This is a genomic window from Pseudoalteromonas sp. BMB, assembly GCF_001709235.1.
Lineage (GTDB): Bacteria > Pseudomonadota > Gammaproteobacteria > Enterobacterales > Alteromonadaceae > Pseudoalteromonas > Pseudoalteromonas maricaloris.
Genome location: NZ_MBQA01000076.1, coordinates 53,946 through 80,165, shown reverse-complemented (window position 1 = coordinate 80,165; position 26,220 = coordinate 53,946). Strand labels below are relative to the sequence as shown.

The following is a 26,220-nucleotide window of genomic DNA, read 5'->3' as shown; positions in this document are numbered from 1 at the left end:
TGTAGTCGGCAGTAACAAATAGTTCCAAATCAATTACGATAAACAGCATTATACAAAGATAAGCAACAATGTAGAGGTCGCCACTTTAGTTATAAATGGGGAGCGGGAACTTGATTAAACGATTAAGTTTGTAACCGCTAATCGCAGAATGTTCTCATATCTGTAAAAGCTACTGCATATTACGGCTATGTGCGAGTACGGTCGCGATGGTATTGATAAGCTCAAGCTGCTCTATGGGTTTGGCAACATAGCCATCAAATCCGACGCGCTCATACAAGGCTTTGTCTTCAGGAAAAGCATTTGCAGTTAATGCGATGATTGGGATATTGGGATCTTTACTCTTAAGACGTTTGCAAGCCTCAACGCCATCCATCTCAGGCATTTGAATATCCATAAGTATTAAGTCGGGTTTGTTTAGCTCAAATTGTTCAATAGACTCTTTACCATTATTCGCAATCGCAATATCACCATTGGCTTTACTGATCATAGAGCGAACTACCAGCTGGTTTACTGGGTTATCCTCAGCCAGCAATATAGATGTGCCGCTCAAGTCAGCTGCTTTTAGCTGGTCGCCTTTTGGTTGTTCTGACGTAACCTCAGATTTTTGCATGGGCAGTTCGATGCTAAATAGGCTGCCTTCACCTATGGTACTTTCTACTTTAATTGTGCCGCCCATCAAGTCAATTAAAGAGCGGGTAATGGAAAGACCAAGCCCCGTACCACCAAATTTTCTGGTGGTGGACTTATCTGCCTGCTCAAATCGTGAAAAGAGTTTTTTGATTGTGGCTTCTGTCATTCCTATGCCGGTGTCGGCAACGGTGATAAGCATACCTGAATCATTTTGAAGTGGTTTTATATGGGTAATAATGCTGCCCGTTTCAGTAAACTTAATGGAGTTTGACAAGAGGTTAAGCAACACTTGCCTGACTCTGACCTCGTCTCCAAGCCAAAACTTATGCTCAAGTTCAACGTGGATCTTAAGCTTTAACCCCTTGTTTTTTGCCAACACTAAGAAGTCTGAGCGCAGATGTTCAACCAGCACCTCAATATTAAATGGCCGTTCTTCAAGCTCAATTCTACCGGCTTCAATTTTAGAGAAATCCAAAATATCGTTGATGATGGTGTTAAGCGCCTTAACTGAGTAGGTGGCCTTCTCAAGCAGATTAGTGGCGGTGCTGTTAAGTGGCTCCGACTTTAAGAGTTGTAATGTGCCATATAAGCCGTTCATGGGGGTTCGTATTTCATGACTCATATTCGCCAAAAAGACGGCTTTTGCCTTAGCTGCTTGCTCAGCTGCTTCTTTGGCGTGCGAGAGTTCTCGTTCGTGCTTAAGTTGCTCTGTGAGGTCTAATGCTATACCTAGAAAGCCGTCAACATTGCCGCGTTCGTCGGTCAATGTCGTTACGTTCAGCTTAATTTGCACGTATTGGTTTTGCTTAGTGACGTAAGTCCATCGGCTAGTATCTACCACACCTTGCTTGGCTTTGGCGACAAAGACTTCAAATCCAGGTTCAATGACTCTGCCAAGCTCTTCCGTTAACGTTTTTGCTCTTGCTACGACCTCTTCCTCAAGATGAAAAATGGCAGGGGATGATTTACCAATGAGTTCATCTTTTTTGTACCCTAATAGACGTTCAGCTGCGGGGTTAAACTGGGTAATGATACCGTCAGGATCGGTGGCAACAATGGCATAACCCGAACCTTCAACAATACTGGTGTGAAGTTGGCTGTATTTTACGATTTCTTTAGTTCGTGCTTTGACTTCCTGTTCTAATGACGAGTTTAGTTTAGCAAGGGATTGTGCTCTTTCTTCTTCTGCTGCTAGCTTTTCCTTTTCTGCTAGACGCTGACGGGTAAAACTTAAAAGCAAAATATAAGTGATGATTGCCAATAGCGCAGAGACCAGCAACGCGACCTGTAAAATGGTATTAGGAGAGACGAGATTGAGTGAACGGATAAACTGCGGAGTTGGCCAAATTTTTACTTCCCAAGTGCGACCAAACAAGTTGACCTGTTTAGCCACTGAGTTATCCAACTCTTTAACATCTTCTTTTAGCACCTGATAAAATGGCGTGTTTTCATCGTTATTGGTTACATCGGAAATTTGAATCGAAACATCTTGTCGAAAAGACAGCAAAGTCGATAAGATCTCATCGATAAGTAACGGGGAATAAGTCCAACCAACTAAGTTGTCTAAGCGATTTTCTTCATTTTCCGCCATACCAATAGAGCTATAAATTGGGGCGAGTATCAAAAAGCCATATTTAATTTTATTGTCGGCTTGCACTAAGGTAATTGGGGCGGTAAGTCTCGGTTCATTGGCAGTAGCAGCTTCTATCGCCGTCGTTCTGCGACTAGCTTCGGAGCCTATATCCAAGCCCACGGCTTTATCATTGTTTACTTCAGGCTCAATATACTGGATAACAAATTTGCTGGTGTTATGTGGGTTTAGCGTTTTTATGGAGAACGTTCTGTCAGTACGCTCAGCTTGTGCTTGTTGCACAAAGCTGCTTACGTTATCGACGGGGACATATTTGATGATCCCTACGCCACGAGCCCCAGAATATTCCGCTTGGAAGTCAAACGACCTGATATAACGCTGCATCGCTTGATAGTCAAAGCTGTGTTGCTGGTTCGCATAAATTGCAGTGCGAAGCCCCAAAATACCGTACCAATACAGCGTAACGCGCTCGTTCACACCCTCAGTCACATGGTCAAGCCGTGAGGCAAGTGCCGCCGCTACTTTTTCAGCATGATGCTCCTTTTCTTGCTCATATAACACCAGCCCGTAAAGCATACTGCCAACCAACACAAGTAGTGCAGCAACTAGTGGCAAAAATCGGCTCTGGCGAACTGTGTGAGCATTCGCTAACGACACGCTATATTCCTTACGCTTTAAATCTAACCAATATGTTAGTCCAGATAGCATTGAATTGATAGTGATTGCTTTGAAGTGACAACGCTGAATTTATGCCTAAATTGGCTCATAAAAGACATATTATGAATTGTTATTTGGATAAATTGTAGATTGAAATCGGCTAAGCCATGTGGCCATAAAAGCTAAAATAAATATGCGGATTTTGGGCTTTATATAAATGTGGTCACTATGTGGACACTTTTTAGGATGAAATGTGGATGTTTGCCCCGAAAACAAAAAAGCCAGTCAAAGCATGTTGCTCTAACTGGCTGTTTTAAAACGCTAAAATTTGGTGGAGCTGGGGGGATTTGAAAGTAAACCTGAATCTAATTTAATGATATGAATTTAAATGCTTTTTGAATGTGGCAGTCTTTCTGGGGGCAGTCACAGGGGCAAGATTCAATGAAATAACCAACCTTGTATACTCCCAAATTAAACCACCGTAACACTAAATTCAATTTTTCAATTAATTTAAGGTATTGATTTTTATGTTGTTTATTTTTTTGTGTTAAAAGTTTCCAAAATTGGTTAATTTTAACTTGCTGTAAGGAAACTTCTTGTCTATCATTGAAAAGGTAAGGTCAAAATTATAATTATAAATTTACGTTTTGCGCTCACTTTTAATGGTGATCACTACTTCATTTGTTAGGGCTACTTATGTTAACGAAATTCGGAATCGCGGTGCGAAAAATACGCATAGAAAGGAGCATGAAGCTTACAGATATGGCCAAGGGGCTTGATGTTACTTCTGCATATCTTTCTGCAGTTGAGAACGGAAAGAAAAAGCTTACAACGGAGTTTGCCGAGAAGACAATTCGGTTTCTTGATTTAGATGATGATGGGGGGCAAGAAGTTCTTGATGCCGCTTATGAGTCTCAAAAAGAGTTTAGTATCAAAATTAAAGATGACGACAGTGATTTAATTCGTACCGTAGCAGGAGCTTTTGCTAGAAAAATTGAATCATCTGATTTAAGTGATGAAGATGCTGAAACAATAATTAATATTTTGAAAGGTAATTAGGATGTAAATCGTGGCATTGAGAAGAAAGGGTTATAAAACAACACCAAGGAATAAAAAACAGATAAGGAAAGCTGTTGAATCATTGTTTTCTTCATTCGAGATAGATACGTCAAAAGCAGTTGACGTAGTAGATTTCATTGATATTTATTTACCGAGTAAGCTGACTAGTTTTTCTTACGAACTAAAAAGCGACAAAGCAATGGGAGAGTATCTTGGGTTATATGATCCTGAAGAAAAAAAGATTTATCTTAGAGCTTCGATTTATGATGGTGCGTGTGATGAGAATAATCCTAAGTCTGGCTTTTGCAGATTCACGATTGCTCACGAAATAGGCCACCTTTTGTTGCATTTTGAAGGCGTGAAACTTGGAAAAGGAATTACAGGGGAGCACGCAGCATATGAAGACACGGAGTGGCAAGCTGACCAGTTTGCTGCTGAATTGCTTATGCCTTTTAACGAAGTTAAGAAATTGAAGTCTGCAAAAGAAATTGTCAAAAAGTTCAATGTCTCTTTGCCAGCTGCAAATACAAGGTTAGAGAAGATTAAGCGCGAAGCAGCTTAGCAAACTGAACGCGCCTTAAATAATTTGGAAATGAGTGGTGAGTTGTCCTCGCTCCACACAAGAATCAAATTACTTGATATGTGACAGTTGAGAGTATATGCGGAATTCTTGTGAAAATCTATTCAACTCAAAACTTTTTTTGAGGATCTCTTTATGAGTAATTCGAGAGCTAAAGTCGTTCCTGTACGCAAGTACCGTCGTTACAGACACGGACAATGGGAAGACGTATGCAAACACAAGAGAAGTTTACCTAGAGGTAGATAGTACATTACCGAGCGGTGACTTAGTTAAAAGTAGCACACATTTTATGTGTGCTATACCTCAACTGATTACGAGCCATAGGAGTTTTTATGGTAGTAGACAATAAATCTGAAAGCGGTTTTCACGCTTGGAGAAAACGAAAAGTAAAATTCGTTTCTAAATATGGAAATTAATAGAACCTCAAAGCCGCTAATTAGCGGCTTTTTCGTGTCAATTTTAAATCATGCTCTTTAATGTAATTACCATAATGTCTAAAGAGCATTTCGGGTCCATCGTGTCCCATTTGGTCAGCAACCCACCATAGGTTGCGTCCCTCACTAATGAGCATGGTGGCGAAAGTGTGTCTTGCTTGGTAAGGGTGGCGGTAACGAACGCCGCTTTTCTTAAGTACGGGAATCCAAATATTTTTGCGCAGTTGTGCTGCACCGGTTAACTGTTTTTTGCTGCGTGGTTCAATAAACACATACTTGCCGTGGCCTGTAACTGCTTTTTGTGACTTGAGTGCTTCAAGCGCCAAAGGGGGCAGTTCAATAACGCGATTACCTGATGATGTCTTAGTGCCTTTGGTAATGGCCTTTTTATTGGTGGAGTCCCAAATCACAGCTTCACACACTTTGATTTCTTCGTTGATCAAGTCAACATCAATCCATTGCAGTGCTGCTGCTTCTGACGGCCTAATACCCGTGTAAAACAGTACAGTGAGTAAATGGCGCTCGGGCTGGTTTCTGCAAGCATTTAAAATTGCTTCAATCTCTTTTGGCTTAAATGGGTCTACGTCCTCATGCTGGCCGCGAGTAGACACCTTTTCGACTTTATCCATATACTGATGTGGCTTTACTGAGGTGCATGGGTTTAGCGGTAATACACCGTCAACTACAGCTTCATTCATTGCTGAATTTAATACGCTTAAACGGTTACGCATGGTTTTTAACGAGACAGTCGAGTCTTTTACCAGTTGCTTAACATTGGCAGGAGTGAGGTTGGCGGCTTTGATGTGGTGTAAAGGCGATAATGCTCTAATCGCCTTTTCATAGCCCTCAATGGTAGAAACGCTTAAACCGCGCTTTCTACCATATTTAACGTAGTCGTTGAGGTAATCTAAAACCGTGGCCGTGGACTTTGCAGCAAACTTTTTGGCCTTGGGTGAGTTTGGGAAGTAATCACCATAATTAAACTTCCCAAGCGTGATCATGCGCTCAATTTCCTTTTTAAGCCCAAAGGCAAAATCCCAATCACCTTTTAATTCAGGATTTAATCCTGGTAAAGCTTCACGGCAGCGTTCGTCCTGATAAAAGAACGTTATATACAGGCATTCACCTGACTTTAGTTGGCGTGTAAATACGCCGACGCGCTTGTTTGTCCCGCTGCCCACTTGTTTACCTCTTCAATATTAATCCAACGACCTTTTGAACCACGCGGAACGTTATAGTGTGTTCCCTTTATCCAGTGTTTACGCCTGATCCGTTCGTCTAATGTGCCTTTCTCCTCCCCGTATAGCCTTAAGTACATATCCTGCGGTATCCATGAACCGATACAACCCATTTGATTTAACATATCTGTTCTCACTATTTAACATTGTTAGTCTCTGATACTATTGACAGGCTATCTGTCTATAAAAACCACTTTTCAAGTGTTTTTTATAGGTTGTTACACGTTAAGTGGTTTGTCAAGATGGTTTTACTTGAAAAGTTGTTATCTTGTAAGTTAAAGTGACTGGAGGTTTATATGAAAAAACGTTTTATTGTAATTTCAAAAGAATGCTTGAAGAGAGTTTCTGGTGGTACTGGTGGGAATGGCGTCGAGCCACCAAAGACTGAAGCTGTTGATATGCGTTACTCAGGTGGAGTGGCGAAGACTAACGAAGGTTAAGTTTAATGGCAGATTTGCTTTTTAAAATTGGTGATTTTGTAGTGTTCATTAATTTTGTTGCACTAATTTTGTTTGTTAAAAGCGGATCAAAGGATGAAAGTATACTTTGGTCGTTAGTAGTGCTCTGCATTTTTAATGGAATGATGCATTGTTGGGGTTACTTTCTTAAAAGTAAATTTGGCGTATATGATAGAGAGCTTATGAGACATTTGTGGTATCTATCTTTCTCAATTTTCTATCTAGCTGCTACATCATTTTTATTTACAATTCATGTGTTTAGGGAGGTTCGAGCCAGTAAGTTTGCTATGCTAGTATCTGCTAGCTTTGTTGTGATAGCGATGGTAACTGTCCTTAGGTATGTAAGTTACGTTTTGTTAAATGTGGATAGTGATCTGTTAAGGAAAGTTTATCAGTATAGCATACCTTATGTTAATATTTGTGTGGCGTTTAGTGCTGTTTTTGTTACAATTAAGAACAGAGTTTTTAAACGGAGTTTGTAATGTTGATGGTGTTTCTGTTTGTGCTTTCTATCCTTTGCTTGCTTGGGAGTATGACTTTTTGCTTTAGGCTTTCAAATTACATGCCTGAACCTAGAGAAGTGGAGCAGGAAACTAGAGATATAGGAATTGCCGAAAATAGTCTGTTGAGTGATTGTGTCGATATATTAGTGGAATCCAGAGCTATAGAAACTAGGCTGGCTCGCGGTGAGGATACTATTGCTCTCCACATAATTCATTCATCTAAAAGAGACAATCTACTTAACCGAGTTCAACGACTAAAAAAGGCAAGTTGAATTTGAAAAAAGGTAAAGGAAAATGATAAAAATAAATCTAAAACAATGTGTTAAAGTCAGTGGTGGAACAAATGGAAGCAGGATAGAGCCAGCAAAAGTAAAGCCGCAGACTGGTGGTAGTGGCTTAGACCCTGTTGACCCTGTAATGGCACAGCCCCAAACAAGCGGAAGTGGCCTAGATCCAGTTAACTAAAAAGAGCTACAAGGCTCTTTTCAATTCTTTGTGTAATAGTTATTTTTGCTTATCTGTGAGGGAGCTTATAATTAAGCTTCTTATGATATCAGGGGTTGTTTCATATCGAGCAAGCCCTGTTTTCGAGAGTTTTGGAATCCAATCGCTTAGCAGCATATTTATCTCATCAATTGAATAACGCTCATCACGAGTGTCGTAGTAATCTATTCTAGTTCCTAACTTCTTAGAAAGTGCTTCTAGTTGCTTTACGTTGATTGACTGTCTACCCGAAAAGTAATGCCCGACAGCTCCTCTGGTTGTTACGCCAAATACATCTAATAAGTCGCATTGTTTGATACCTAAAGCTTTCATGCGCTTTTTAGCAGCTGCCACCCAGTAAGTACTCATACAATATGACCTATGCCTTTATACTTTCCAGCTCTATAAACTTTTTAGCTATTCTTTCGTAATCACCACTCAGTTCGACAGCAATACTCGCGCCTAAGAAACTAGCGATAATATCTTGGTGTTTCACTATGTCTAGCTTTCCGATGTTTTGTGCTTGAAACTGCTTTTGTAGTGCAACGATTGTTCGTTCTAATGCTACAGGTATTACTTCTTCGATCTCATCACAAGTAAAAGAGTCTGAAGTACTTTCCTTGACGACTGATAGCGATGAGTTGCCTTGTTCACCATTGTAGATATACCCAACATCGACTCCTAACGCTGCTGAGATCTCGTAAATTCGTTTTGGTGGAGTGTCTTTTTTTTCCAAAGAAGCAAAGGCTTGTTGGCTCATACCAACAAGCTCTGCTAGTTGCAGTTGGGTTAAACCTTTGGACTTTCTTAGTCTCGCTATTCTTTGTCCAATACTTTCAGTCATGGCCAATTCCTGAGGAAAATACTTTTATGTCACTAGCTTACAAGTAAAGAGATATAGCGGCAAACATAAAAACAAGTTAAATTTAACTTGAAAAGTTGTCTTTAACTTGTTTTAGTTGTATTGTTCAGAAAAAAGGAGAGCAATTATGTCTGCACTAAAACAAGCTATTAAGAATGTAGGTGGTCAGAAGCAACTAGCGGAGGCTATTGGCGGTAAGGTTACTCAACAAAAAGTCTCTTATTGGTTGAAAAAAGGAAAGGTGCCTGCCGAGTTGGTTCTCAGAGTCGAAAAGGTCACTGGTGTGAAGCGTACTGAGTTACGTCCAGATGTTTTTCTAATCGAGGACTAAACAATGAGCCAGTACATTGTCGAAGTGGATCAGCTAATTGACCCAAACGAAAACCCCGAACACTGGCAGCGTCAGGCTAGAAAAATTCGTGAAATTTACAACGAAGCAAAAAGCCGTTTTCCAAACCCAATGCCGAAAGTGCAACCAAAGCAAGAAGTAAACATTCCGCGCATTCACGGCAATAGCCCGTTACAAGGTTTGGCGTATGCTCGAATTCTCGCAAAAAAGGGTTGTATATGACTCGCACCGAATTTGTAAACGATACCGCGCAGCTCAATGCGTATTCAAACAACCGCAGCCAACCAAACGAGGCAGACTTTGCCTTTGCTGAAATTGTTACCCAACAACACGAAGAAGCACGCGCTGCAAACGGCCGCACTGATGGTATTTGGTTAGCCGCACCAGTTAACACCTGTTACGTAGAGGAAATTGATTATGTGCACGTCAGTTGAAGGTTTCAATGATTCAAAAAGAAGAAGTGCAAATAGCTGTCCGTTTTCAACGATAGAAAAGCAGCAAGCGTTACAGGTCATTGAATGGCGTTTGCCGTCTTCCTCTTTAAATGAAAATGACAGAAAGCACCTAAAAGGCATTGCCAAGAAGTTGAGGCTAATTATTGAGTCAGAGCTTGAGGCTAATAAAAGTGATGAAAAAATAGGTACATCGTCAGACGACCAACAATGAAAAACCAAGTAACAGATTCTATTCTCCATGAAGCAATCCAAAGCGCCCAGCAAGGCGCTTTTTTTCGTGACTCAATTCCAGACGTCTCTGAAACGGATATCGAAAACTCGATAACGTGGCAGGAGTACGTTGAATCATTTGCTCGATCTAATCGCGAAGCGCAAGCCCCGCAGGGGATTGAAAAAGCTAGGCTTGTCATAAGCTGCAAAAGTCAGACACGGCCAAAACCGCATGAAATTGCCACTCAGAAGCAAATCAAAGAGCGCCAGAAGCAGCTCAAGCTAGACTCGTTACGAAGCGGTGTCATGCGTACTCTGAGCAAAGAAAAACGCGCAGAATACTTAGGGATCCACGATGGGGAGTGTTTAGATTTTGATACGGGCGAAGTTCGTCCGATTTATGAGTCATTCGTTGATGTCGGTCATTTTGAATCGCCCGTACTTGGCAGGATTGAACGCGAGCCAAACACCAAGTCGAATGCCAAGCCAAAAATCGTAAAGCCGCATTACCAAAACAACCGCGCTCATTTCCAGTCTAGAAACTGGAGTGATGATTTTCGCATTGTTTGCACTCAAATGACCTCAACCAGTGACGCTCCTGACGCAAACACAGGTGAACGGATTACGCGATCCCTTACCAGCCGAGCTCGCGGAAAAATTATTGATAGTGGTTTGTATATGCAAGCCGTAAAAGGCGGATATAGCGCATTTTTAACCGTGACACTTGATGAAGCAGCCCGTAAAAAACTCGATGAAAAGCACTATAAAAAAGACCGTGGCGGGAAAGAGGGTGATGTGATTTCCCCTTGGTATAACGCGAACGGTGAAAAACTAGAATTTGAATGTGCCGAGAATGACGAAATCATTGCTGATGGTCGTTTCACTTATGTGAAGTTTGACTTTGCCACGATTGGTGAGCAACTGAGCCCATTCTTAGATTCGATGGGAAAAATGCATAAACGGGGTTGGATGTCCACCCGAGGTCTATTTAAAGAGTTTGTGAAAACAGACGTATTCCACAATAACGAGCGCCTTTATCCGTGGGGCATAGTTGAGTGTATTGAACAGTGCGAAGCACGCGCAATTACGAATAAAAAAATGGAAATCTGCAAGATTGAATGCGCGCAAGATCCGAAGAAAAAGCCTGTGTTCGATTATATGTGGGTTGCCGAAGCGCCACGGAAAATCCATGAGTCGCGCCTTTACCCATTCGGTGAAAATGGCGAATTAGTCGAAGTTCAGTCTATCGGGTATCAAAACTATCACGCGCACATGCTTATGCGCTGGAATGTGCCGCACCACCATTTTAGAGAGTGGGCGGAACGTGTGGAACGCCTTTGGGGTAAAGGCATGGTGCATATTGAACGCATTAAAAGTCCTGCTGCGGCCAGCTCTTATTTGCTGAAAGCGTTGGGCTATATGTCCTCAGATAGCAAAGGTGATCAGGGGGAGATTAGAGGCAATCGCTACAATATTTCAAAGTATGCCCGAGCCGAAGCATGGGAGAACTGCGCCACTCATGAAAGCCAGCACATGTACACGCTAATACAGGAGTATTTGCAATACCTTGAGGCAAAGCGGAAGCGTAAGCGCAAAGTACAAAACGAGTTAAAAGAAACCATCGCTTTTCGTGAGCGGATTAAGCACCAAGAAACTACCACCAAGCGTGAGCGTTTAATTGAGCGCCTTACCGCCAAGATAGAGGCAATTAGCAACAGAGTTGAGTCTATGAGCAAAGAGCTAAACGGCAACTTTGCCCGTGGTGGTGTTGCTAAGTTTGCTAATGCCCGAGAGTTTAAGCGGTTTATGGATAACGCGATTGGCGTTCGTGGCTGGCGGCTACAAACCATATTTAGCGCTGATTGTGATCAGGAACATATCAAGCAGCAGCGCAAAGAAGAAAACGCAGTGACAAAGATGCTTATCAAGACGCAGCAGGTGATTGATGAGTCGATTGATTCAGTGATGAGTTTTTATAGCAGATTTGAGCGTATCAGCCCGCATGAAAGCGATGTTGATGCCCATTCTTTAGTAACGGGGGATATATGGACCTGATTTTAGATAACTTTAAACAATGTGTTCAGCTCAAGAAAAAGGCCGATTCACTCGGCGCTTGGGATATGAAAGAAAAGGTACAGCTGGCCGACAAGGCGGTTAATTTATCGTTTGGCGTTATAGGCGGTTTGATTGACAAAGTTGCCCAGCTTGAAAAACAAGTAGAGGAATTAAAATCATGAAGACCGTACCACTAAACGGCGGCACTGTGCCGCTTAGAACCAGCAAAAACCCTGTATTAGGCGTGTTCCGTCATCACTGCGGGGAGATTGCAACCGTTCACCAACCTCAAGGCACTAAAAAGGCGCATTTGCGTTATTTGATTTGTGATAAATGCAAATGTGATCAGAGTAGCGGGGATGAGTATCAAGCAAAAATCCGTGCAAACATGCAGCCAAACATTGAAGCGCTGTTGGCCGCTGAGGGTGAGCCTGTGTCGGTTAAATTAACCGAAAATACCGTGACTGAAATTGAGCCAGAAACCAGTAGCGATGCGGTATTAGACCAAAACCAACTGGTTGAGAAGTTGGATGAAGTGACTGAACTGGTAGCTGTTACCGAACAACCGACAACAACCCCATCAAACGTGGTTGCCGAGGTTGTTGAGCAATTAGCGCCTGAACCTAAACCACAACCAATAAATACCACGCCTCAAAAAGCAGCTAACGACCCAATTAAACCCCTAAAACTCGTGTTAAGCGCGATAGGTGGCGGTGTTGTGGGTTGCTTACTCGCACTTGCAAGATAACTAATATTTTTTTAAAGGACAGACCATGACTGATGTAACCAATACAGAATCGACAGAAACCAACAATGATGCGGTACTAGAGCAAAACGAGCCAATCCAAACAGAGCAGATTAACGAGTATTCTGCGGCTGCAATGGCCGCTGAATTAAAAGAGTTTGATGCAGAGCAGGAACTCGACTTTGACCCAATGTCCGCCATTGATGCAATGCCTGAAGAAATGCAACAAGCCGCGCTCACACAAGTAAAAGATGCAGTGATCAGTGACGAGGGAGCAGAAGCCACCGCCGCCGATGCAATGGATATGCTTGAGTCGTTACTTCAAGACCATGGGCATGAGCGCTTTAGCATTGCAGACGGTAAGAAAAAACAAGGTGCAAAGCGGTTAAAACCAATTATTCAGAAGTATGCGCCAGCGGCATTAGATATGTTTGGTAGCTACAAAGATGAGATCATGGCCGCCATGTTCTTTGGCTCATTCTCTTTTAATGCGACTAAACAAATTAAAGCGCTTAAAATGGCCGATGCTCAAGCGAATGCGGAGGCTGAACCTGCGGAGGAAGCAGCACATGCAGCCAATTAATGGTAACGATAAGCTGTCAAATGAGAATACGCTTTATGTCGCGGGTTCTGATGGTGGTAAAACGTCTGCTGTTCAAAAGCTCGGGCGTATCAAACCCACTGATCAAGTTGTATTTTGGGACCCGCATAAATCTTTTAAGCAGATTCAGGGGCGAGTAGTAAGACGTTACACAACGTTCGGTAGCTTTTTTAAAGCACTGCGAGCAGGTAGGGCAACTAAACAAGGGTTTAAGATTGCGCTAACAGTACCAGAAGAACGCGCTTATTTTTTGAAGTTTTTAACTGCTGTAAAAGGGTTTGGAGACGGTTTACACCCGAAACGCCTACATGTTGTTTGTGAGGAAGTCCCAGAAGTGACAGAGACAGTCGGGCGTGATAATACGGTGTTTGGCTGGTTTATGAGAATTGGCCGCAAGTACGGTTTTATCATGCACTGCATTGGTCAACGGGTGGTTGAAATGAGTAAAACAATCACCTCTCAATGCCCTTATAAATGGGTAGGGATTCAACACTCACTGGATGATGCAAAGCGTATGTCAAAAGAAATTGATGTGTCTCTTGCCGATATTGTCGCACTCAACAAGCTTGAATATTACTTTAAATCACCGGGTATGGGGAACGTGGTGAAAAGCAAATTGGTATTTAAAAAAGCCGCTTAAAGCGGCTTTATTGTAGAGAAGTTTTGAGGTAGTAATAGTTTGAAAAAATGGGTATATCCTGCCCACTTGCTGCAGATGGCTCTATAAGTTGAATAATAAGTGTGTAATCTTCAACCTCTACTGGTAATTTAAACTGCAATTGCTCATCAATTATATCTTTACTCCCATAAAGGTTCCTTACAAAAGCAGGTTCATCTTCATCCCTTGAATGATCGTACAGTAAAACAAGAACCTGCTGATCATGGTCAAGAAATTGGTTATGTAAAGAAAACTCATGAACTTTGTTTCTATAAACATTTATTGTGTCTTCTGGTTCATAACCAATATTGCCGAAGAATAATTTGCCAAGAGCATCACTAAAACTTGATAGATTTGTTTCTTCTTGAGTTTTCGTGGGTTTGGTGGGAACTTCAGACTTTTCATATTTTTCTAACTGTGTAGTTAATTTTGCTATTTTGCTCTCCGATATAGTTAGTTTAGCTTGATTTTCTTTGCTTTCTTCTTTGTACTGACCAACTTGCATACTTAACTCTGATACTTTCTCTAGGTTGGCTTGTTCTGAGTCGTGTGCGGTTCTTGCATCAAGAGCCAATTGCCTATTCTCATCTTCAAGCTTCATTTTTTCATCATGCAATTTGTTATAAGTAGCTTTATCCACAAACTCTTTCCAACCTATATACATGAGAAATTTGGCATATAGATAGTCCCAAAAGCGTTTACATATTTCTGCGAAGTTATTTAAAGCATGGGCTATAAGCAAGAACAAAAAGGTAAACATCAGAGGCTTTAAAAGGTAGACCTCCAAACCTGTATACTCGAAACGTTGCAACTTTAAACTAAAAGTTAACGGCTCAAATAGAAACCACCCGACAGCTTTCCAATTACAGACAATAAAAAGCCAAGAGTATGTAAACATAAAAGGGTTTGATATACGCTCTTTTAGTGAGTCGATAATCCCTTGAGCATCTTGAAACGACATTTGATTCCTTTGTAAATGTAAATTTCTGTTAATTTAACCTAATAGGTTACCCCTGCCAACTCCCCATTGACGCTAACCGAAACGCTTCTCTACGTTAAAAAGCATAAACGGAACAACGAGAGAACACTTAACCAATGAATCAAATATATCTAGCAGTAAGTACGGGCTCTGCGGTTGTGGCGTTTGTACTTGTAAAACTTCTATCAGGAAAGCAACAACCAAAGGGACATGAACCAAATGAATAAAGCGATGAAAGGACATTTGATTACTGCTGGTATTGCGGCGGTTATCGCGGCGGCAGTGGTATGGGCATCAAACAACGTTGATGCAGTTGAAGACGTAATTGGGTAATTCATCATGAGTGTAATTAAGCATTTTCGTCCGTCGGTATTGCAGTTGCCATCGCCAACGGGCAGCAACTACAGTGAAGAATGGACAATCAAGCTTCAGGCGGGTTTAACCTATCATTCGATTGAGTTAGAAACCAACCTAAAGCACGTTGAGACCATTAAAAAAATCACGCTGGATATTGGCGGTACACCTATCGTGCAAGTGACTAACAAAATGTTGGATTTGCTAGACACGATGTATGAAAAGTTCAAAAAGACAGGACGTTTTGTATTGGACTTTAGCCAACACGAGTACCGTACACATGGCGGTATCTTTATGACTGAGCTGGTTACGTTGCTAACTGATGACGTCACCCTAAAAATTGAAGTCGGCACTAAAGGCGCTAGTGACCCAACGTCACCCGTGATCATGGGTAAGGCGTTTGTGACGGACACTAACCAGCTAGGTCGTATCTTTAAACCAACACGATACGAATTAACGCAACATGCTGCGGCTGCGGGTGAGCACTCTTGGACAATGCCAAACACGGGTCCTAATCGTTGGGTGCAAAAAATGGTGTTTGATGAGTCAGAAGTCAAAATCACCAAAGTGCGCGTTAAGCGTGGTGGCCGAACCGTTGAAACGCTAACCCGTGAAGACATCGACTATCAATTGCAGCGCTACAAAGGCGTGAAGCCTCAAGCGGGTTTCTTACTGTTGGATTTCACACTATTTCGCTTTGGCTCTGCCAACGCAATGCCAACACTCGGCCTTAACTTTGAATTTGAAGTGGACAGCAACGGCGCGATTAAAACCTATGTTCAAGGTTTTGACCAAGTAAAGCCGTTTCCCGTTCCTAAGGGGGCGTAATGTCTAACTTTTTGCCAGACCTCATATCAGACGGATTTGAGAGCGTATCAGGCTGGTATAACGAGTATGTTGATCCACACCTAGGCAAAATTGACGAGTTACTTGGGATTGGTCGCACAGCATACGAGCAAGAAGCCGCGAAAGACCCTGAGGTGTTGAAGCGAGCTGAGCCAGTCAAAGGTCGAAATAAGGATGGTTCGACTGTGGTCGCGCAACCAAGCGTACAAATGCCGTTTAGCCAAAACACCATGATTTTTGGTGGTATTGGTGCGGCAATTATATTGGTCTTACTACTAAGGAAATAGTTATGCCTGTATTTATTTGGCCGCTTGTAACAGGGATTGGGGGTTTAATCGTGGGTAGCTCAATGGGCAGTTTGATGCGCTCCGTGGTTAAAATCGCCACCGTTGCAGGGCTGGCCTATGGTGCGTTTTTGTTATGGGGGCAAGGCTAATGCTTCCCCTGCCACAAAACTTTACCAATACGGGGCAAATGCCGATTAATGGCGGTCATGCTAAGTCGGGGAACGGTGACACTGTTTATAACAATCACACCCGATTTGGCGGCATGACCTACAACAAAGGCATCCCACAGTGGGCAATTTTTGCGGCCGTTGGTGTGGCGCTTGTACTGGTATTTGGCCGTGCAAAGCGTTGAGCTAACTGATTCGGTTTTACGTGTTCTGCGCCCCGCGCTTTTTAATGCGAAAGGGACAATTAAACGCGAGATACGACAAGGAATATCACAACTTCACCAAATAGGGCAATTGTACGTGGTGACGCGCAAGGAAGCGCAAGAGTTGGTGATAGTCGCAGTCGCGGGGCGCAACCTTTTAGATGCAGTACCATCGCTTATTCGCTATGCGCAAGAGTTGCAATGTAGCTCAATACGGTGGCATACACGTAACCCTGAATACATTCGGCACGGATTTGCCAATTTACCAGCACAGCTGGTTGAAAAACGAAGAGGGATTTTTCATGACGAATACGTTTATAGGTTGGTGTTAAATGGGCGGTAAATCCAAAAGTAGTCAAAGCACTTCAACCAATCAAACCTCTACCAGTGTCGTCAACGATGGTCAGTTTGCAGGGGCGAGCGATGTTGATGCAAGTCGTACGGATATACGTAATGACTACGACATAGACAACTCAGTTCGCAACGACTTTGATATTGATAACTCAGTGCGTCAAGACATTGATAATTCAGTCGAGCAGCGCTGGAGCGATTCATTTAACACTGACAATTCAGTCACAAATGACATTCAGCAAGATATTGATAACTCAGTCACCAACGAATACGACCAATCACAGGAATATAGCGACTCATTCAACACTGACAACTCTGTTCACAATAACGGTGAATTTGCGGGTAACAGTGGTGTTGTCAATATTCTAGATGGTGGCGCGATAGATAGGGCGTTTGATACCGCAGACATTGCTATTCAGCAAATGGCAGGGCTAAACGCAGACCTAGCCGATGTGTACAGCAAAGCGCTGAGCGGCACAACCGAACTCAGCATTGAGCATTTAGCACAAGTGACAGGCCAAAGCATTGGCGCAGTGACCGACCTAAGTGCTGATCTAGCAGACACACTATCTCAAGGCTATAACAACGGCCTCGCGACAGTGAGTGAGCTATCTAGCGATGTGATAACAGCCAATCAAGAGTTAGTAGCGGCAATGTCGGGTGACTTAACGGCGGTGCATCAGTCCAATATTGAACATTTAACGGGGACGCAATCAAGCGTGACCGAGTTCCTTACCAAGTCGCAAAACGAGAATGTGAAAGCAAACTCGTTGGCTCTGGATAGAGTGGCTGCGCTTGCAAAAAGCACATCGTTGCAGGGGCAAGATTTAGTCGCGCAATCGGCTAGCAGCATGATTAAGTATATCTCAGTCGCGCTGGGCTTAACGGTTGCTGTAGTTGCAGTGGCATTAATAGCAGGGAAAAAGTAATGGCAAAAATTACGATTGCGGCCAATTCTTCACGAGCTGTTAGTGTTGCGGCGCGTTGGTTATCCATTATCAATGCGTCAGACACCTTTGCGATTGAGTGTAATGAATTTACGGACGTAGTGGGCGCAGTTGGCCGTCAATACGACTTAGAAAAAATTTCTACGGTCACGTTCATCAATGAAAGTGATGAACTGCTAGAAGTTGAATACGAAGTGGCGAACCTGCGCATTACCTCTACTGCTTCGAACAACGTCAAAATCACGAATGCACTGACCATTGCCCGAGTGCTGGACACATTAAACGTGCGTGCGGTCAATGTATCGGCCACTCGGTTTAATTCATTGGATGACATCATTATTGAACCCCATAGTCGCAAGCGGTTGGTCGTAGACAATGAATTACGGCATGAGCTGATAATCAAAAATATCAGCGTACACAATGAAACCGTTCGTGTTGGCGGTAGTGATTGCGGGGCAACCAACGGCTTGCCAGTTGTTAAAGGCGGCACGCTAGCGCTCACTAATGGCGCTGAGATTTACGCCTATAACACAGGGGATAGTCAGGCAAAACTTAGCATAGTTGAGGTGTTGCAATGAGCTACTTAGTTGAGCCAATGAATACCGATGTGCTTGCACAAATACTTATGCAGATTGACCCCGCGCAAACTGATGCGGTGACACTCATGCACGGTATTGCCAATTCACAAACGGCACTCGCAACGGCGGTAACTGGACTACTCACCCGCGAGCTGCAAACGTGGCGTGATAACAATGTACTGACCAACATTGTGAGCCAAAACGCAGCACAAAACCTAACGCTAGGCGCTGATCTGAATGCAGCAACGGAAACACTAGTCGAGCTATCAACCGTTCGACTAGAACAGATTAACGAACAAATTAAGGATGATGTATGAGTGATTTGCAAAACATGGCTGATTTAGTCAGCACCGGCAATCAACTACTAGACGACATTCGCGGCGGCGCAATCTCGCGCATGGCGCACGAACACCAAACGCAACAAGCTGAGTTCAAGAGCGAGCATGATACGAAACAAGCTGAGTTCAAGAGCGAGCATGATACGCAGCAAGCTCAACATGCACAAAACCATGCTGAGCAGGTTGCTTTATATGGCTCAACGCTAGCAACACTAAAAGAACGCTATAACGGAATGACAGCAAACGATTTGCTGACCATGCCATTAAACAAAAATGCGTTTTTACAGCCTGTTGATGGAAAGTCGCCACTAGATGGTTTTGGGGCGATGGGGTCTGTAGAAATTGAGGCTGTGCATCCATTTACAAAGGGATTTGAGGGACCCTATTTAAGCGATGCTCCTGCTGAAGTTGCTGAAACCATTGATGAAGCAACACAGGAAAAACCGTTTTATTATGGCAGGTACTACAAAGGACCACGGGCGTCCAGAGGTGGATTGTCAGATGGCTATGGTGGTGTGCCTAACGGAAATATTCTTAAAATATTTAAGCCAGCTGGTGAGCATCATTTTTGGAAAAATAGTGTATTTATCAATGTAGATAGCTTTAAGCATAATCAGCTCAGATTTCGAGCTTATGTCTATGTTGCGAGGGGACCTGCTTCTTTTGATGTTTCTTACCTTGATGATGGAGGGCAAATAACGATCCCTTCAGTTGGTCAGTGGCACTTTATTGACGAAGTAATTACAAAGTCAGAGGTAACTAAAGGGTTTTTAACTTTGAATATTGACCATGCTGACGAGTGCGAGCTTTATATTGCAATGCTTAACATTCATGCAATCCAAGGCGCTGGTAACGATGCCACAATAATTAATAGAAAGGACTAACGATGAAAGTAATGCTAAACGATTTAAGTTTAACGCTCTATTCAATTGAATCTCCTGAAGTTGCCGCAGCACTAATTGGTGCTGAGTCGATAAATGATATTGAAATCATTTACACATTGGATGAGGTAATGACTCTGCGTTCGCAAGCATACGCGGCTGAATCTGATCCGCTGTATTTGTCGTGGCAATATGACCAAACGCCGGAAGCGGAACAGGCATGGCGTGACAAGGTTGCCGAAATCAAACAGCGTTACCCAAAACCCGCTTAGGCATAGACCATGCCTAAGCATCTAATCGCAATAGGATTTGCAGTAGTAGCAATAGGGATATTCTTAATGGAACGACCAAACTTAAACGTTCGGAACAATAACCCACTCAATATCCGTGAAAATGGCACGGATTGGGAGGGAAAGGCAGGGCATAGCGGTGGGTTTGTGAAATTCACCTCTCCTGAGTACGGCTTTCGGGCTGCATACCGCACATTGATGACGTACCGCAATCACTACGGACTCGACACAATTGACGGCATTGTCAGCAGATGGGCGCCAGATAACGAAAACCACACAGAGGGTTATATCAACTACATTCGTGAGAAAATGGACTTACAACCAACAATCACGAATTTCTGGAGCGACACCGTACCACTCGAGCGCTATGCAGAACTCATGTTACACATGGCCAACATGGAAGGTGCAAAAGGTGCGTTTACCATTGAACAGGCAAAGCATGGGATTGCATTGGCATGAATGGAAAATGGCTGATCACAACTGTCTGTGGTGCGGTGTTAGGTGCGTTTGTTGTCTATCAGATAAAGAAACGCACAAAGGGAATTTTAGACGACAATTAATAAGGAAATGTCATGACAGAGAAAGTGAAAAAAGCTGCAACATCGAAAACGTGCACAGCTATTGTTAGTGCTGTGGGTGGTGCTCTGGCAGTAACTAACCCAGAGATTGCAGCAGTGCTGAAAGCAGTGTTACCACTGTTCTTCTAAACCGAAATACTTGATTGGAAGCCGCTATATGCGGCTTTTTTTGTGCATTATTCTCGGGGGCACACTGGGGACATTCCACGCCCAGATCTACCCCATATTGAACCAATTCCCAAACCATAGATAAACAAAAACCCCATCAAAAACAGTGTTTTGATGGGGTTTCAGTGTCGCTATTTGGTGGAGCTGGGGGGATTTGAACCCCCGTCCGGAAAGCGTCGACCTTCGGTCCTACATGTTTAGTATCGTCTTTTGGTTAACCTTTAAATCTCGGACGAACACGATAAGTAAAGGCGAGGCCGCTTAGTTTTAGCCCTTCAACCCCGGCCAGGGTTTCCGTAGCGATCTTGTGTAGGGTGACACTCCAGAACCAGATCCACAAGAATATCATGGAGGAGTGCTAGCGGGCTATTATGCCGCTAGAGCGTAGTTATCGTCGTTTGCGATTACTTTAAATACGGCTTTTTTACGAGGCCAGCCGCACCTCGACATGCACCTTAGGCTTCTTGAATCCCGTCGAATCCTAATCAGCCCCTGAATAAATTCAGTACTGTTAGTGTTTATACATCTAACAACTAACTATGTCTCGCATTATACATAGGATTAATGCCATTACAATGGCTTAGCATGTGATTTACGCTGGGAGATGTGTATTTGCTTAATATCTCACCGATAAATACACATAGAGACAAATATAGGGTGAGGTAACTGAGTTTATTGTTTGGATTTGTATGATCGTTAACCCTAAATCCGCTGCACTCACATCAAGTTGATTTACACAGTGCGTGATGAGATTAAGCTTTGGCTAGCCCTTGAGCTGTCGATAGCAAACGTTTACGTGTGGGTAGTTATTAGAGTCGGTAAAACAGAGATGTATGTATTTTGTCGTGGTTGTCCCCAAAAAATTCATTTTCTTTTCGCATGGATTGAAATTACCCTATCTGTGGCCAAACGCAAACGCTGGTGAGACTTAGCTATTAATTTGTCGAAGTTAAGCTTGAAATATCTTAATTTACCTAAAGCTTTGCACCGTAAAGCCGATAAATCTAAAGAAAATAATAAGTTGTCTTTTTAATGCACAGGTTGATTTACATTCATTTATAATTTGTAGCAGTTCAGGTGATGTTAAGCTTAACAATTTGGCGAAGTTATGCTCAAATGAGTTCGCTGCATTAAAAATAACAACATAACAATAAGATCGTGCATACTTTTCAGGGTTGATGAATGTCATTATTTCGTTTTGATGAGGATGAGGGCTATGTCTACTTACTCTCTCATCCTGTGGAATCCGGATTTCCGGCGAGCTCGTCTCAGCTAGTTGAGATGATAGAGGGGTCGCCATATGCGGATTTTGAAATCATTCATGCCAATATCGGCCAATTATTTACCGCAAGTGAGGCGCCCGAGCAGGACTCGCTGATTGTGGCTCGCGCTATCGATGCTTCTATTTCGGTGCGTATTGAAGAAGGCAACATGCTTGCTGAAGCGAGAGTGACCACAGCCCGTGGTGGTAAGCTGGTTTGTATGAACAAGGCCAAACAAGCATTAAAACAAGCGGGTATTAAAAAAGGCGTCAGTGGCAAAGCCCTCGATAATCTTCTCGGTCAGCAGTTAGAACTCCCTCCTGGACACACTTACAATGGTATTGTTGCGCATGGTCAACGAGCCAAAGATGGCAATGACGCACGTTTTGTGCGCCTGTGTATGACAGCGCAGGACAGAGTGCTCAGCCCACAAGAATCGAGCGGCGGTAAGGTCGATATGCGCAATTTAGGTGCTATCATCACCGTAAAACCGGGCAGCCCATTAATGAAAAAAGTCCCGCCAACTGAAGGCGAGCCGGGCTATACCGTGTTTGGTGACGTGATTGACCCTAAACCAGGCAAAGACGCGCCACTTGAGGTATCAGAAGGCACCAAGCTCGATCCCAACGATAAAAACCTGCTTATTGCCGATTCAAAAGGTGTGCCAGTAGCCATTCCTCGAGGTATGCGCGTTGACGATGTGCTGTGCTATGAAAACATTGATGTGACGACTGGGCATGTTGAGTTTGATGGCAGCGTGATTGTGAGCGGTGATATTAAAGATGGAATGCGTGTGAAGGCTTCGGGCGATATTACTGTTATTGGCTTTGTGGAATCGGCTATTCTTGAAAGTGGTAGCGCGGTCACGATAATGCTTGGCACAATTGGCCGTAAGCGCACTGAAGGTGAACCTTTTTCATGTTCAATTAAAGCAAAGCGCAGTGTTTCGTTAGGTTATGCGCAGTACTGTCGAATTGAAAGCGAACAAGATATTCTCATTGAACGTCAAGCTTTGCATTGTGATTTGGCTTCCAAGCGTTTAATCAAAGTAGGTAAAGGTGAAACCCCTAGAGGCAAACTGATTGGCGGAAATGTATTGGATGCCATGCGTATAGAAACGGGTGAACTTGGGGCACCTTCAGGCACAAGAACACGTATTTCACTAGCCCAAGACTGGGATAGTTTGCACGATAAGCACCGCGAATTAGTGGAGCTGGAAAAGGTGCTGGCGTCCAAAGTCATCGATATTAAACAAGCCATGAATAAAGCACAGGCGTCGCCGCAATCGCAAAAACGAGATGCATATCTTGCCAAGTTGCAGCACAGCGAAGCGCAGATAAATAAACATTATGGCCGTAATCAGCGTAACATCCGGTTAATACAGCAAAAAATACATCGATTAGCACGCTTGAGTCGAGTCACGGTCAATGAGCTAATGCACCCCGGAACCGAAGTAAAAATAGCGAAAGACACTAAGCTGTTTTCGCGAATTTACCCGCCTAATTTCGTTAAATTGCATGAAGGTAAGATCATGCAACAGTTTACGACGGCCAAAACCGCAGAAATAGCGTAAAAACGAGCACTTATAAAAATGCCAGCTGGATTTGCTGGCATTTTTATTATTCGGTGTCGGTTGTTGACTCAGGTTCTGACTCGGCTTCAGGCTCTGGTAATGGCCAGCCTCCTAATGCTTGCCACTTGTTGACTATGTAGCAAAAGAGCTCTGCGGTGCGTTCCGTGTCGTAAAGTGCGCTGTGCGCTTGACTATTGTCGAACTCGATACCTGCTGCACGACATGCCTTTGCAAGCACCGTTTGGCCTAGAGCAAGCCCTGCAAGTGATGTGGTATCAAAGCTGACAAATGGGTGAAAAGGCGTACGCTTTATCTTGTTACGCTCAATCGCTGCATTTAAAAAGCCGTGATCAAAAGCGGCATTATGGGCAACGACAACGGAGCGCTGACAGCCTGCGGCTTTTTGGGCTTTACGCACGGCTTTGCAAATTTCTTTCAGCACTTCATCTTCCGCAACAGCGCCTCTGAGTGGTGAAAATGGATCAATGCCATTAAAGTCAATCGCAGCTTGCTCAATATTTGCACCTTCAAAAGGCGCAACATGAAAGTGTACTGTCTGATCTAAGCTTAATACCCCGTCATCGTCCATTTTTAACATACTGACGGCAATTTCTAGTAGGGCGTCAGTATCTTTATTAAAGCCAGCGGTTTCCACGTCGATAACTACAGGAAAGAAGCCGCGAAAGCGTTTTGAAAATAGCGTTTGCTCGGTATCAGACATAATCTTCTTGGTTTGTGAAATTTAGCGGCCTATTATACTGATACCTCGACAAGAAGCGAGCAGCTTGAGAGCGCTTAGTATGGTACATTTATTGCTTAACTCTAAATAGCACGAATTGGTAGAGATAAGCTCTAGTTTTTGGCGTGTTGAGCGCATGTAGATTAATGGTTGATGTTGTGAGGTGTGGGGTGATCAAGTTATATAAATCAGTAGGTTGGGTTGGTATATCGTTATGCGCCATTACCTTTAATAGCGAGGCTGCAATGCGGCAATACGCTGCCGAAGCTGATTCATCACATTGGAATGTTGACCAAAACAATCGTTTGAGTTGTGCGCTTAATCATGAAGTCCCGTATTATGGTGAAGCTATATTTTCAAGTAATGCCAGTAAAAATAAAGATTTAACCTTTAATCTAGATATGATGGTACGTCCTGAAAGTTACGATTTTGCAGGGCTTGAATCGGTGCCACCGCTTTGGCGAGCCGGCAAACCGGCAAGAAGTATCGGTCAAATGAAATTACTGAAAAAATTTGACGGTGAACTTGAAAATGACATCGCGTGGCAGTTGCTGACTGAGCTTGAAAAGGGCTACTTTCCTACTTTTTATTATAAAGATTGGCACAACGACGTAGATAAAATCTCGGTTTCTTTGTCATCAGTGAACTTTAAACAGGCGTATTGGGCGTTCTTACAATGTCGCGATAACTTGTTGCCATACAGCTTTGAAGACATCGCTTTTACGGTGATGAATTACAAGAAAAATTCCAGCGAACTGACAAAGTCGTCACGCAAACGCTTAGATATGATCGGCGAATACCTTAAAAATGACCCGAAAATTGAGCAAATTTATATTTCGGCTTATAGCGATAGTTACGGTGGCCGTGATACCAACCTGAGATTGTCAAAGAAACGTGCCGAGGCGATTAAATCATATATGGCGAGCCTAGGGGTTGAAGAGAATAAGATTATGACTGACGGCTTTGGCGAAAAACGCCATATTGATACCAACGACAACGCCATTGGTCGTGGTAAAAACCGTCGAGTTGTGATCCAAATTTCGAGACCTTGATGTTGGGGTTTTGTGTTTTTGTAGTTGGTTGTCGGTTAGTTGGGTTGTGGGTTGTGGGTTGTGGGTTGTTGGGTTAAGTTGTCGGCTTAAAAGCCGACCTACAAGCCGACCTACAAGCCGAGACACGGTGCTGATATCGGTTTTATTCTAATACCGTACTACATGACGCTTTTAATGCATCGGCATGACTGAGCTGATTGTGATAGGTGATGGTAATGGGCTGTGCGGTGTTTATCTCATAAGCCAGTGCTAAATCTAATTCTACGCTTTTACTTTGCCCAGCATTTAGGGTCATAAATTCATTAGCTGAGGGCGCGAGTCGTTTCGCCATGGGTCCTTGATAATTAAGCGACTTACCATTTTGTGTTACCTCTAAAAATTGGCTCCACCAGCCTTCAAAAGGGGTATGCCAAATTAGAAACTTTTCATCATTATGGCCAGCGTTGGTAAAAGTGAAATTAATGGGGTAGGTCATACCTGAATCAGAACCCTTACTCACACTGCATTGAATGTTACTCTGTGTATTCATCGTTGCCTCTGATTTGGTAGTTGGGGCGGTGTCGTTGCAAGCTTGGAGCAGCATCGCAGCGGTGATCATCATTAGGGGTTTCAACATACTGTTTTTGAGCCTGTTGCCACGCTCATTCCTTTTTTATTTTCAACGTAAATACTTTGCACTATGCTGAGTATTACAGTCGAATAACGAATCGCATACTCTCATGACCAAAAATAATAACAAAGAGTTCAATTCTTTTGCATCGTTTTACCCTTATTATCTCGCGGAGCACAAAAACAAAACCTGCCGTCGCTTACATTTTATCGGCTCAACCTTAGTGCTCTTGATTTTGCTCTTTGCGTTGGTTTTTGCACATTGGTCTTTATTATGGCTGCTGCCAATCGCGGGTTATGGTTTTGCTTGGGTGGGGCATTTCTTTTTTGAGAAAAATAAGCCTGCGACATTTCAATATCCGCTGTATAGCTTGATGGGTGACTGGGTCATGTACAAGGATATTATCCGTGGTAAAGTACCTTGGTAAAGGAGACTCGGTAGATAATAAG

At 43.1% G+C, this 26,220-nt stretch carries 36 protein-coding genes and 1 other RNA gene; 28 read left to right on the top strand and 9 right to left on the bottom strand.

The annotated features are described in order from the left end of the window. Positions 1–169: 169 nt before the first annotated feature. Positions 170–2,878 (bottom strand): CHASE domain-containing protein, encoded by a 2,709-nt coding sequence (locus tag BB427_RS07055; RefSeq protein WP_069019911.1) that lies wholly within the window; start codon positions 2,876–2,878, stop codon positions 170–172. Positions 2,879–3,574: 696 nt separating this feature from the next. Between BB427_RS07055 and BB427_RS07050 the strand changes: the two genes are divergently transcribed. Then, positions 3,575–3,937, top strand: a complete 363-nt coding sequence (locus BB427_RS07050) for a helix-turn-helix domain-containing protein (protein ID WP_069019909.1) — start codon at positions 3,575–3,577, stop codon at positions 3,935–3,937. A gap of 10 nt (positions 3,938–3,947) precedes the next feature. After that, complete coding sequence (locus BB427_RS07045; protein ID WP_069019908.1) at positions 3,948–4,499, top strand: ImmA/IrrE family metallo-endopeptidase; 552 nt, start codon at positions 3,948–3,950, stop codon at positions 4,497–4,499. A 454-nt stretch (positions 4,500–4,953) separates the two neighbouring features. Here BB427_RS07045 and BB427_RS07040 read toward each other — a convergent pair whose 3' ends face one another. Together BB427_RS07040 and BB427_RS24120 are read right to left on the bottom strand one after the other, a co-directional pair. Beyond that, on the bottom strand, positions 4,954–6,132 hold the full coding sequence (locus BB427_RS07040) for a site-specific integrase (protein WP_069019906.1): 1,179 nt from the start codon (positions 6,130–6,132) through the stop codon (positions 4,954–4,956). Then, the gene (locus BB427_RS24120; protein WP_139119030.1) at positions 6,084–6,314 is read right to left on the bottom strand and encodes a hypothetical protein; all 231 of its coding nucleotides are present in this window, start codon (positions 6,312–6,314) and stop codon (positions 6,084–6,086) included. The genes BB427_RS07040 and BB427_RS24120 overlap by 49 nt, the downstream gene beginning before the upstream one ends. A gap of 171 nt (positions 6,315–6,485) precedes the next feature. Here BB427_RS24120 and BB427_RS24410 point away from each other — a divergent pair, with 171 nt between their 5' ends. Together BB427_RS24410 and BB427_RS24405 are read left to right on the top strand one after the other, a co-directional pair. Further along, positions 6,486–6,629 carry a hypothetical protein gene (locus BB427_RS24410; RefSeq protein ID WP_175401253.1) on the top strand — a complete coding sequence of 48 codons (144 nt, stop codon included), beginning with the start codon at positions 6,486–6,488 and terminating at the stop codon, positions 6,627–6,629. An 815-nt stretch (positions 6,630–7,444) separates the two neighbouring features. After that, the gene (locus BB427_RS24405) at positions 7,445–7,615 is read left to right on the top strand and encodes a hypothetical protein (RefSeq protein WP_175401252.1); all 171 of its coding nucleotides are present in this window, start codon (positions 7,445–7,447) and stop codon (positions 7,613–7,615) included. Positions 7,616–7,654: 39 nt separating this feature from the next. Here the strand turns inward: BB427_RS24405 and BB427_RS07025 are convergent, their stop codons facing one another. Together BB427_RS07025 and BB427_RS07020 are read right to left on the bottom strand one after the other, a co-directional pair. After that, on the bottom strand, positions 7,655–8,002 hold the full coding sequence (locus tag BB427_RS07025) for a helix-turn-helix domain-containing protein (RefSeq protein ID WP_069019898.1): 348 nt from the start codon (positions 8,000–8,002) through the stop codon (positions 7,655–7,657). 10 nt (positions 8,003–8,012) lie between these two features. Next, positions 8,013–8,477 carry a helix-turn-helix transcriptional regulator gene (locus BB427_RS07020; RefSeq protein ID WP_069019896.1) on the bottom strand — a complete coding sequence of 155 codons (465 nt, stop codon included), beginning with the start codon at positions 8,475–8,477 and terminating at the stop codon, positions 8,013–8,015. 145 nt (positions 8,478–8,622) lie between these two features. Between BB427_RS07020 and BB427_RS07015 the strand changes: the two genes are divergently transcribed. Genes BB427_RS07015 through BB427_RS06975 form a run of 9 tightly spaced genes read left to right on the top strand, consistent with a single transcriptional unit; the run spans position 8,623 to position 13,550 of the window. After that, on the top strand, positions 8,623–8,826 hold the full coding sequence (locus BB427_RS07015; RefSeq protein WP_069019887.1) for a transcriptional regulator: 204 nt from the start codon (positions 8,623–8,625) through the stop codon (positions 8,824–8,826). A gap of 3 nt (positions 8,827–8,829) precedes the next feature. Then, positions 8,830–9,066, top strand: coding sequence for a hypothetical protein (locus tag BB427_RS07010; protein WP_069019886.1), 237 nt, complete (start codon positions 8,830–8,832; stop codon positions 9,064–9,066). Next, entirely contained in the window at positions 9,063–9,278 is a 216-nt protein-coding gene (locus BB427_RS07005) for a hypothetical protein (protein WP_069019884.1), read from the top strand. Before BB427_RS07010 ends, BB427_RS07005 begins: the two co-directional genes overlap by 4 nt. Then, positions 9,262–9,510, top strand: a complete 249-nt coding sequence (locus BB427_RS07000) for a hypothetical protein (protein ID WP_069019882.1) — start codon at positions 9,262–9,264, stop codon at positions 9,508–9,510. The genes BB427_RS07005 and BB427_RS07000 overlap by 17 nt, the downstream gene beginning before the upstream one ends. Further along, complete coding sequence (locus BB427_RS06995) at positions 9,507–11,564, top strand: hypothetical protein (protein ID WP_069019880.1); 2,058 nt, start codon at positions 9,507–9,509, stop codon at positions 11,562–11,564. Before BB427_RS07000 ends, BB427_RS06995 begins: the two co-directional genes overlap by 4 nt. Next, on the top strand, positions 11,555–11,746 hold the full coding sequence (locus BB427_RS06990; RefSeq protein WP_010606451.1) for a hypothetical protein: 192 nt from the start codon (positions 11,555–11,557) through the stop codon (positions 11,744–11,746). The genes BB427_RS06995 and BB427_RS06990 overlap by 10 nt, the downstream gene beginning before the upstream one ends. After that, positions 11,743–12,312: a hypothetical protein gene (locus BB427_RS06985; RefSeq protein WP_069019878.1), complete on the top strand. Its 570-nt coding sequence runs from the start codon at positions 11,743–11,745 to the stop codon at positions 12,310–12,312. The genes BB427_RS06990 and BB427_RS06985 overlap by 4 nt, the downstream gene beginning before the upstream one ends. A gap of 25 nt (positions 12,313–12,337) precedes the next feature. Next, the gene (locus BB427_RS06980) at positions 12,338–12,892 is read left to right on the top strand and encodes a hypothetical protein (protein ID WP_069019873.1); all 555 of its coding nucleotides are present in this window, start codon (positions 12,338–12,340) and stop codon (positions 12,890–12,892) included. Continuing rightward, complete coding sequence (locus tag BB427_RS06975; protein WP_069019871.1) at positions 12,879–13,550, top strand: hypothetical protein; 672 nt, start codon at positions 12,879–12,881, stop codon at positions 13,548–13,550. The genes BB427_RS06980 and BB427_RS06975 overlap by 14 nt, the downstream gene beginning before the upstream one ends. A gap of 7 nt (positions 13,551–13,557) precedes the next feature. On the opposite strand, the gene BB427_RS06970 is transcribed toward BB427_RS06975, so the two are convergent. Then, a complete protein-coding gene (locus BB427_RS06970) occupies positions 13,558–14,529 on the bottom strand; it encodes a hypothetical protein (RefSeq protein WP_069019868.1) in 972 nt (323 codons plus the stop codon). Between the two features lie 357 nt (positions 14,530–14,886). On the opposite strand from BB427_RS06970, the gene BB427_RS06965 reads away from it, so the two are divergent. The 12 genes from BB427_RS06965 to BB427_RS24775 all read left to right on the top strand — a co-directional run bounded on the left by BB427_RS06965 (position 14,887) and on the right by BB427_RS24775 (position 20,496). After that, positions 14,887–15,729, top strand: coding sequence for a major capsid protein P2 (locus BB427_RS06965; RefSeq protein ID WP_069019865.1), 843 nt, complete (start codon positions 14,887–14,889; stop codon positions 15,727–15,729). Beyond that, positions 15,729–16,034, top strand: coding sequence for a hypothetical protein (locus BB427_RS06960; RefSeq protein ID WP_069019862.1), 306 nt, complete (start codon positions 15,729–15,731; stop codon positions 16,032–16,034). Before BB427_RS06965 ends, BB427_RS06960 begins: the two co-directional genes overlap by 1 nt. Positions 16,035–16,036: 2 nt before the next feature. Next, positions 16,037–16,183, top strand: a complete 147-nt coding sequence (locus BB427_RS24400) for a hypothetical protein (protein WP_175401251.1) — start codon at positions 16,037–16,039, stop codon at positions 16,181–16,183. After that, positions 16,183–16,386, top strand: a complete 204-nt coding sequence (locus BB427_RS06955) for a hypothetical protein (protein ID WP_069019859.1) — start codon at positions 16,183–16,185, stop codon at positions 16,384–16,386. The genes BB427_RS24400 and BB427_RS06955 overlap by 1 nt, the downstream gene beginning before the upstream one ends. Then, on the top strand, positions 16,355–16,747 hold the full coding sequence (locus BB427_RS06950) for a hypothetical protein (RefSeq protein ID WP_254663595.1): 393 nt from the start codon (positions 16,355–16,357) through the stop codon (positions 16,745–16,747). Before BB427_RS06955 ends, BB427_RS06950 begins: the two co-directional genes overlap by 32 nt. Then, complete coding sequence (locus BB427_RS06945) at positions 16,737–17,684, top strand: hypothetical protein (RefSeq protein ID WP_069019843.1); 948 nt, start codon at positions 16,737–16,739, stop codon at positions 17,682–17,684. Before BB427_RS06950 ends, BB427_RS06945 begins: the two co-directional genes overlap by 11 nt. Further along, positions 17,684–18,280, top strand: a complete 597-nt coding sequence (locus BB427_RS06940) for a hypothetical protein (protein ID WP_069019840.1) — start codon at positions 17,684–17,686, stop codon at positions 18,278–18,280. The genes BB427_RS06945 and BB427_RS06940 overlap by 1 nt, the downstream gene beginning before the upstream one ends. Next, positions 18,277–18,597 carry a hypothetical protein gene (locus BB427_RS06935; protein WP_010606462.1) on the top strand — a complete coding sequence of 107 codons (321 nt, stop codon included), beginning with the start codon at positions 18,277–18,279 and terminating at the stop codon, positions 18,595–18,597. Before BB427_RS06940 ends, BB427_RS06935 begins: the two co-directional genes overlap by 4 nt. Then, positions 18,594–19,502: a hypothetical protein gene (locus tag BB427_RS06930; RefSeq protein ID WP_069019838.1), complete on the top strand. Its 909-nt coding sequence runs from the start codon at positions 18,594–18,596 to the stop codon at positions 19,500–19,502. The genes BB427_RS06935 and BB427_RS06930 overlap by 4 nt, the downstream gene beginning before the upstream one ends. A gap of 2 nt (positions 19,503–19,504) precedes the next feature. Continuing rightward, the gene (locus BB427_RS06925) at positions 19,505–19,771 is read left to right on the top strand and encodes a hypothetical protein (RefSeq protein WP_069019835.1); all 267 of its coding nucleotides are present in this window, start codon (positions 19,505–19,507) and stop codon (positions 19,769–19,771) included. A 9-nt stretch (positions 19,772–19,780) separates the two neighbouring features. Next, a complete protein-coding gene (locus BB427_RS06920; RefSeq protein ID WP_254663594.1) occupies positions 19,781–20,248 on the top strand; it encodes a hypothetical protein in 468 nt (155 codons plus the stop codon). A gap of 113 nt (positions 20,249–20,361) precedes the next feature. Continuing rightward, positions 20,362–20,496 (top strand): hypothetical protein, encoded by a 135-nt coding sequence (locus BB427_RS24775; protein ID WP_274517155.1) that lies wholly within the window; start codon positions 20,362–20,364, stop codon positions 20,494–20,496. Positions 20,497–20,671: 175 nt separating this feature from the next. On the opposite strand, the gene ssrA is transcribed toward BB427_RS24775, so the two are convergent. Then, positions 20,672–21,028, bottom strand: a transfer-messenger RNA (tmRNA) gene (gene ssrA / locus BB427_RS06915). A 689-nt stretch (positions 21,029–21,717) separates the two neighbouring features. Here ssrA and BB427_RS06905 point away from each other — a divergent pair. After that, entirely contained in the window at positions 21,718–23,370 is a 1,653-nt protein-coding gene (locus tag BB427_RS06905) for a DUF342 domain-containing protein (protein WP_069019829.1), read from the top strand. 46 nt (positions 23,371–23,416) lie between these two features. Here BB427_RS06905 and rnt read toward each other — a convergent pair whose 3' ends face one another. Further along, complete coding sequence (gene rnt, locus BB427_RS06900) at positions 23,417–24,091, bottom strand: ribonuclease T (protein ID WP_010375437.1); 675 nt, start codon at positions 24,089–24,091, stop codon at positions 23,417–23,419. 164 nt (positions 24,092–24,255) lie between these two features. On the opposite strand from rnt, the gene BB427_RS06895 reads away from it, so the two are divergent. Continuing rightward, a complete protein-coding gene (locus tag BB427_RS06895) occupies positions 24,256–25,161 on the top strand; it encodes a flagellar protein MotY (protein WP_069019826.1) in 906 nt (301 codons plus the stop codon). A gap of 142 nt (positions 25,162–25,303) precedes the next feature. On the opposite strand, the gene BB427_RS06890 is transcribed toward BB427_RS06895, so the two are convergent. Beyond that, on the bottom strand, positions 25,304–25,777 hold the full coding sequence (locus BB427_RS06890; protein WP_069019822.1) for a protease: 474 nt from the start codon (positions 25,775–25,777) through the stop codon (positions 25,304–25,306). Between the two features lie 103 nt (positions 25,778–25,880). Between BB427_RS06890 and BB427_RS06885 the strand changes: the two genes are divergently transcribed. Further along, complete coding sequence (locus tag BB427_RS06885; RefSeq protein ID WP_010606470.1) at positions 25,881–26,198, top strand: DUF962 domain-containing protein; 318 nt, start codon at positions 25,881–25,883, stop codon at positions 26,196–26,198. Positions 26,199–26,220 lie beyond the last annotated feature (22 nt).

Coding starts and splice junctions, on each gene's coding strand:
- BB427_RS07005 (WP_069019884.1), top strand. CDS start 9,063: ATGACTCGCACCGAATTTGTAAACGATACCGCGCAGCTCAATGCGTAT.
- BB427_RS07025 (WP_069019898.1), bottom strand. CDS start 8,002: ATGAGTACTTACTGGGTGGCAGCTGCTAAAAAGCGCATGAAAGCTTTA.
- BB427_RS06985 (WP_069019878.1), top strand. CDS start 11,743: ATGAAGACCGTACCACTAAACGGCGGCACTGTGCCGCTTAGAACCAGC.
- BB427_RS07050 (WP_069019909.1), top strand. CDS start 3,575: ATGTTAACGAAATTCGGAATCGCGGTGCGAAAAATACGCATAGAAAGG.
- BB427_RS06920 (WP_254663594.1), top strand. CDS start 19,781: ATGCCTAAGCATCTAATCGCAATAGGATTTGCAGTAGTAGCAATAGGG.
- BB427_RS24775 (WP_274517155.1), top strand. CDS start 20,362: ATGACAGAGAAAGTGAAAAAAGCTGCAACATCGAAAACGTGCACAGCT.
- BB427_RS06965 (WP_069019865.1), top strand. CDS start 14,887: ATGAGTGTAATTAAGCATTTTCGTCCGTCGGTATTGCAGTTGCCATCG.
- BB427_RS06955 (WP_069019859.1), top strand. CDS start 16,183: ATGCTTCCCCTGCCACAAAACTTTACCAATACGGGGCAAATGCCGATT.
- BB427_RS06945 (WP_069019843.1), top strand. CDS start 16,737: ATGGGCGGTAAATCCAAAAGTAGTCAAAGCACTTCAACCAATCAAACC.
- BB427_RS06905 (WP_069019829.1), top strand. CDS start 21,718: ATGTCATTATTTCGTTTTGATGAGGATGAGGGCTATGTCTACTTACTC.
- rnt (WP_010375437.1), bottom strand. CDS start 24,091: ATGTCTGATACCGAGCAAACGCTATTTTCAAAACGCTTTCGCGGCTTC.
- BB427_RS24405 (WP_175401252.1), top strand. CDS start 7,445: ATGATAAAAATAAATCTAAAACAATGTGTTAAAGTCAGTGGTGGAACA.
- BB427_RS07020 (WP_069019896.1), bottom strand. CDS start 8,477: ATGACTGAAAGTATTGGACAAAGAATAGCGAGACTAAGAAAGTCCAAA.
- BB427_RS06885 (WP_010606470.1), top strand. CDS start 25,881: ATGACCAAAAATAATAACAAAGAGTTCAATTCTTTTGCATCGTTTTAC.
- BB427_RS06930 (WP_069019838.1), top strand. CDS start 18,594: ATGAGTGATTTGCAAAACATGGCTGATTTAGTCAGCACCGGCAATCAA.
- BB427_RS06980 (WP_069019873.1), top strand. CDS start 12,338: ATGACTGATGTAACCAATACAGAATCGACAGAAACCAACAATGATGCG.
- BB427_RS06940 (WP_069019840.1), top strand. CDS start 17,684: ATGGCAAAAATTACGATTGCGGCCAATTCTTCACGAGCTGTTAGTGTT.
- BB427_RS06970 (WP_069019868.1), bottom strand. CDS start 14,529: ATGTCGTTTCAAGATGCTCAAGGGATTATCGACTCACTAAAAGAGCGT.
- BB427_RS06890 (WP_069019822.1), bottom strand. CDS start 25,777: ATGTTGAAACCCCTAATGATGATCACCGCTGCGATGCTGCTCCAAGCT.
- BB427_RS06935 (WP_010606462.1), top strand. CDS start 18,277: ATGAGCTACTTAGTTGAGCCAATGAATACCGATGTGCTTGCACAAATA.
- BB427_RS07010 (WP_069019886.1), top strand. CDS start 8,830: ATGAGCCAGTACATTGTCGAAGTGGATCAGCTAATTGACCCAAACGAA.
- BB427_RS24410 (WP_175401253.1), top strand. CDS start 6,486: ATGAAAAAACGTTTTATTGTAATTTCAAAAGAATGCTTGAAGAGAGTT.
- BB427_RS07015 (WP_069019887.1), top strand. CDS start 8,623: ATGTCTGCACTAAAACAAGCTATTAAGAATGTAGGTGGTCAGAAGCAA.
- BB427_RS06960 (WP_069019862.1), top strand. CDS start 15,729: ATGTCTAACTTTTTGCCAGACCTCATATCAGACGGATTTGAGAGCGTA.
- BB427_RS24120 (WP_139119030.1), bottom strand. CDS start 6,314: ATGTTAAATCAAATGGGTTGTATCGGTTCATGGATACCGCAGGATATG.
- BB427_RS06895 (WP_069019826.1), top strand. CDS start 24,256: ATGGTTGATGTTGTGAGGTGTGGGGTGATCAAGTTATATAAATCAGTA.
- BB427_RS06975 (WP_069019871.1), top strand. CDS start 12,879: ATGCAGCCAATTAATGGTAACGATAAGCTGTCAAATGAGAATACGCTT.
- BB427_RS07000 (WP_069019882.1), top strand. CDS start 9,262: ATGTGCACGTCAGTTGAAGGTTTCAATGATTCAAAAAGAAGAAGTGCA.
- BB427_RS06925 (WP_069019835.1), top strand. CDS start 19,505: ATGAAAGTAATGCTAAACGATTTAAGTTTAACGCTCTATTCAATTGAA.
- BB427_RS24400 (WP_175401251.1), top strand. CDS start 16,037: ATGCCTGTATTTATTTGGCCGCTTGTAACAGGGATTGGGGGTTTAATC.
- BB427_RS06995 (WP_069019880.1), top strand. CDS start 9,507: ATGAAAAACCAAGTAACAGATTCTATTCTCCATGAAGCAATCCAAAGC.
- BB427_RS06990 (WP_010606451.1), top strand. CDS start 11,555: ATGGACCTGATTTTAGATAACTTTAAACAATGTGTTCAGCTCAAGAAA.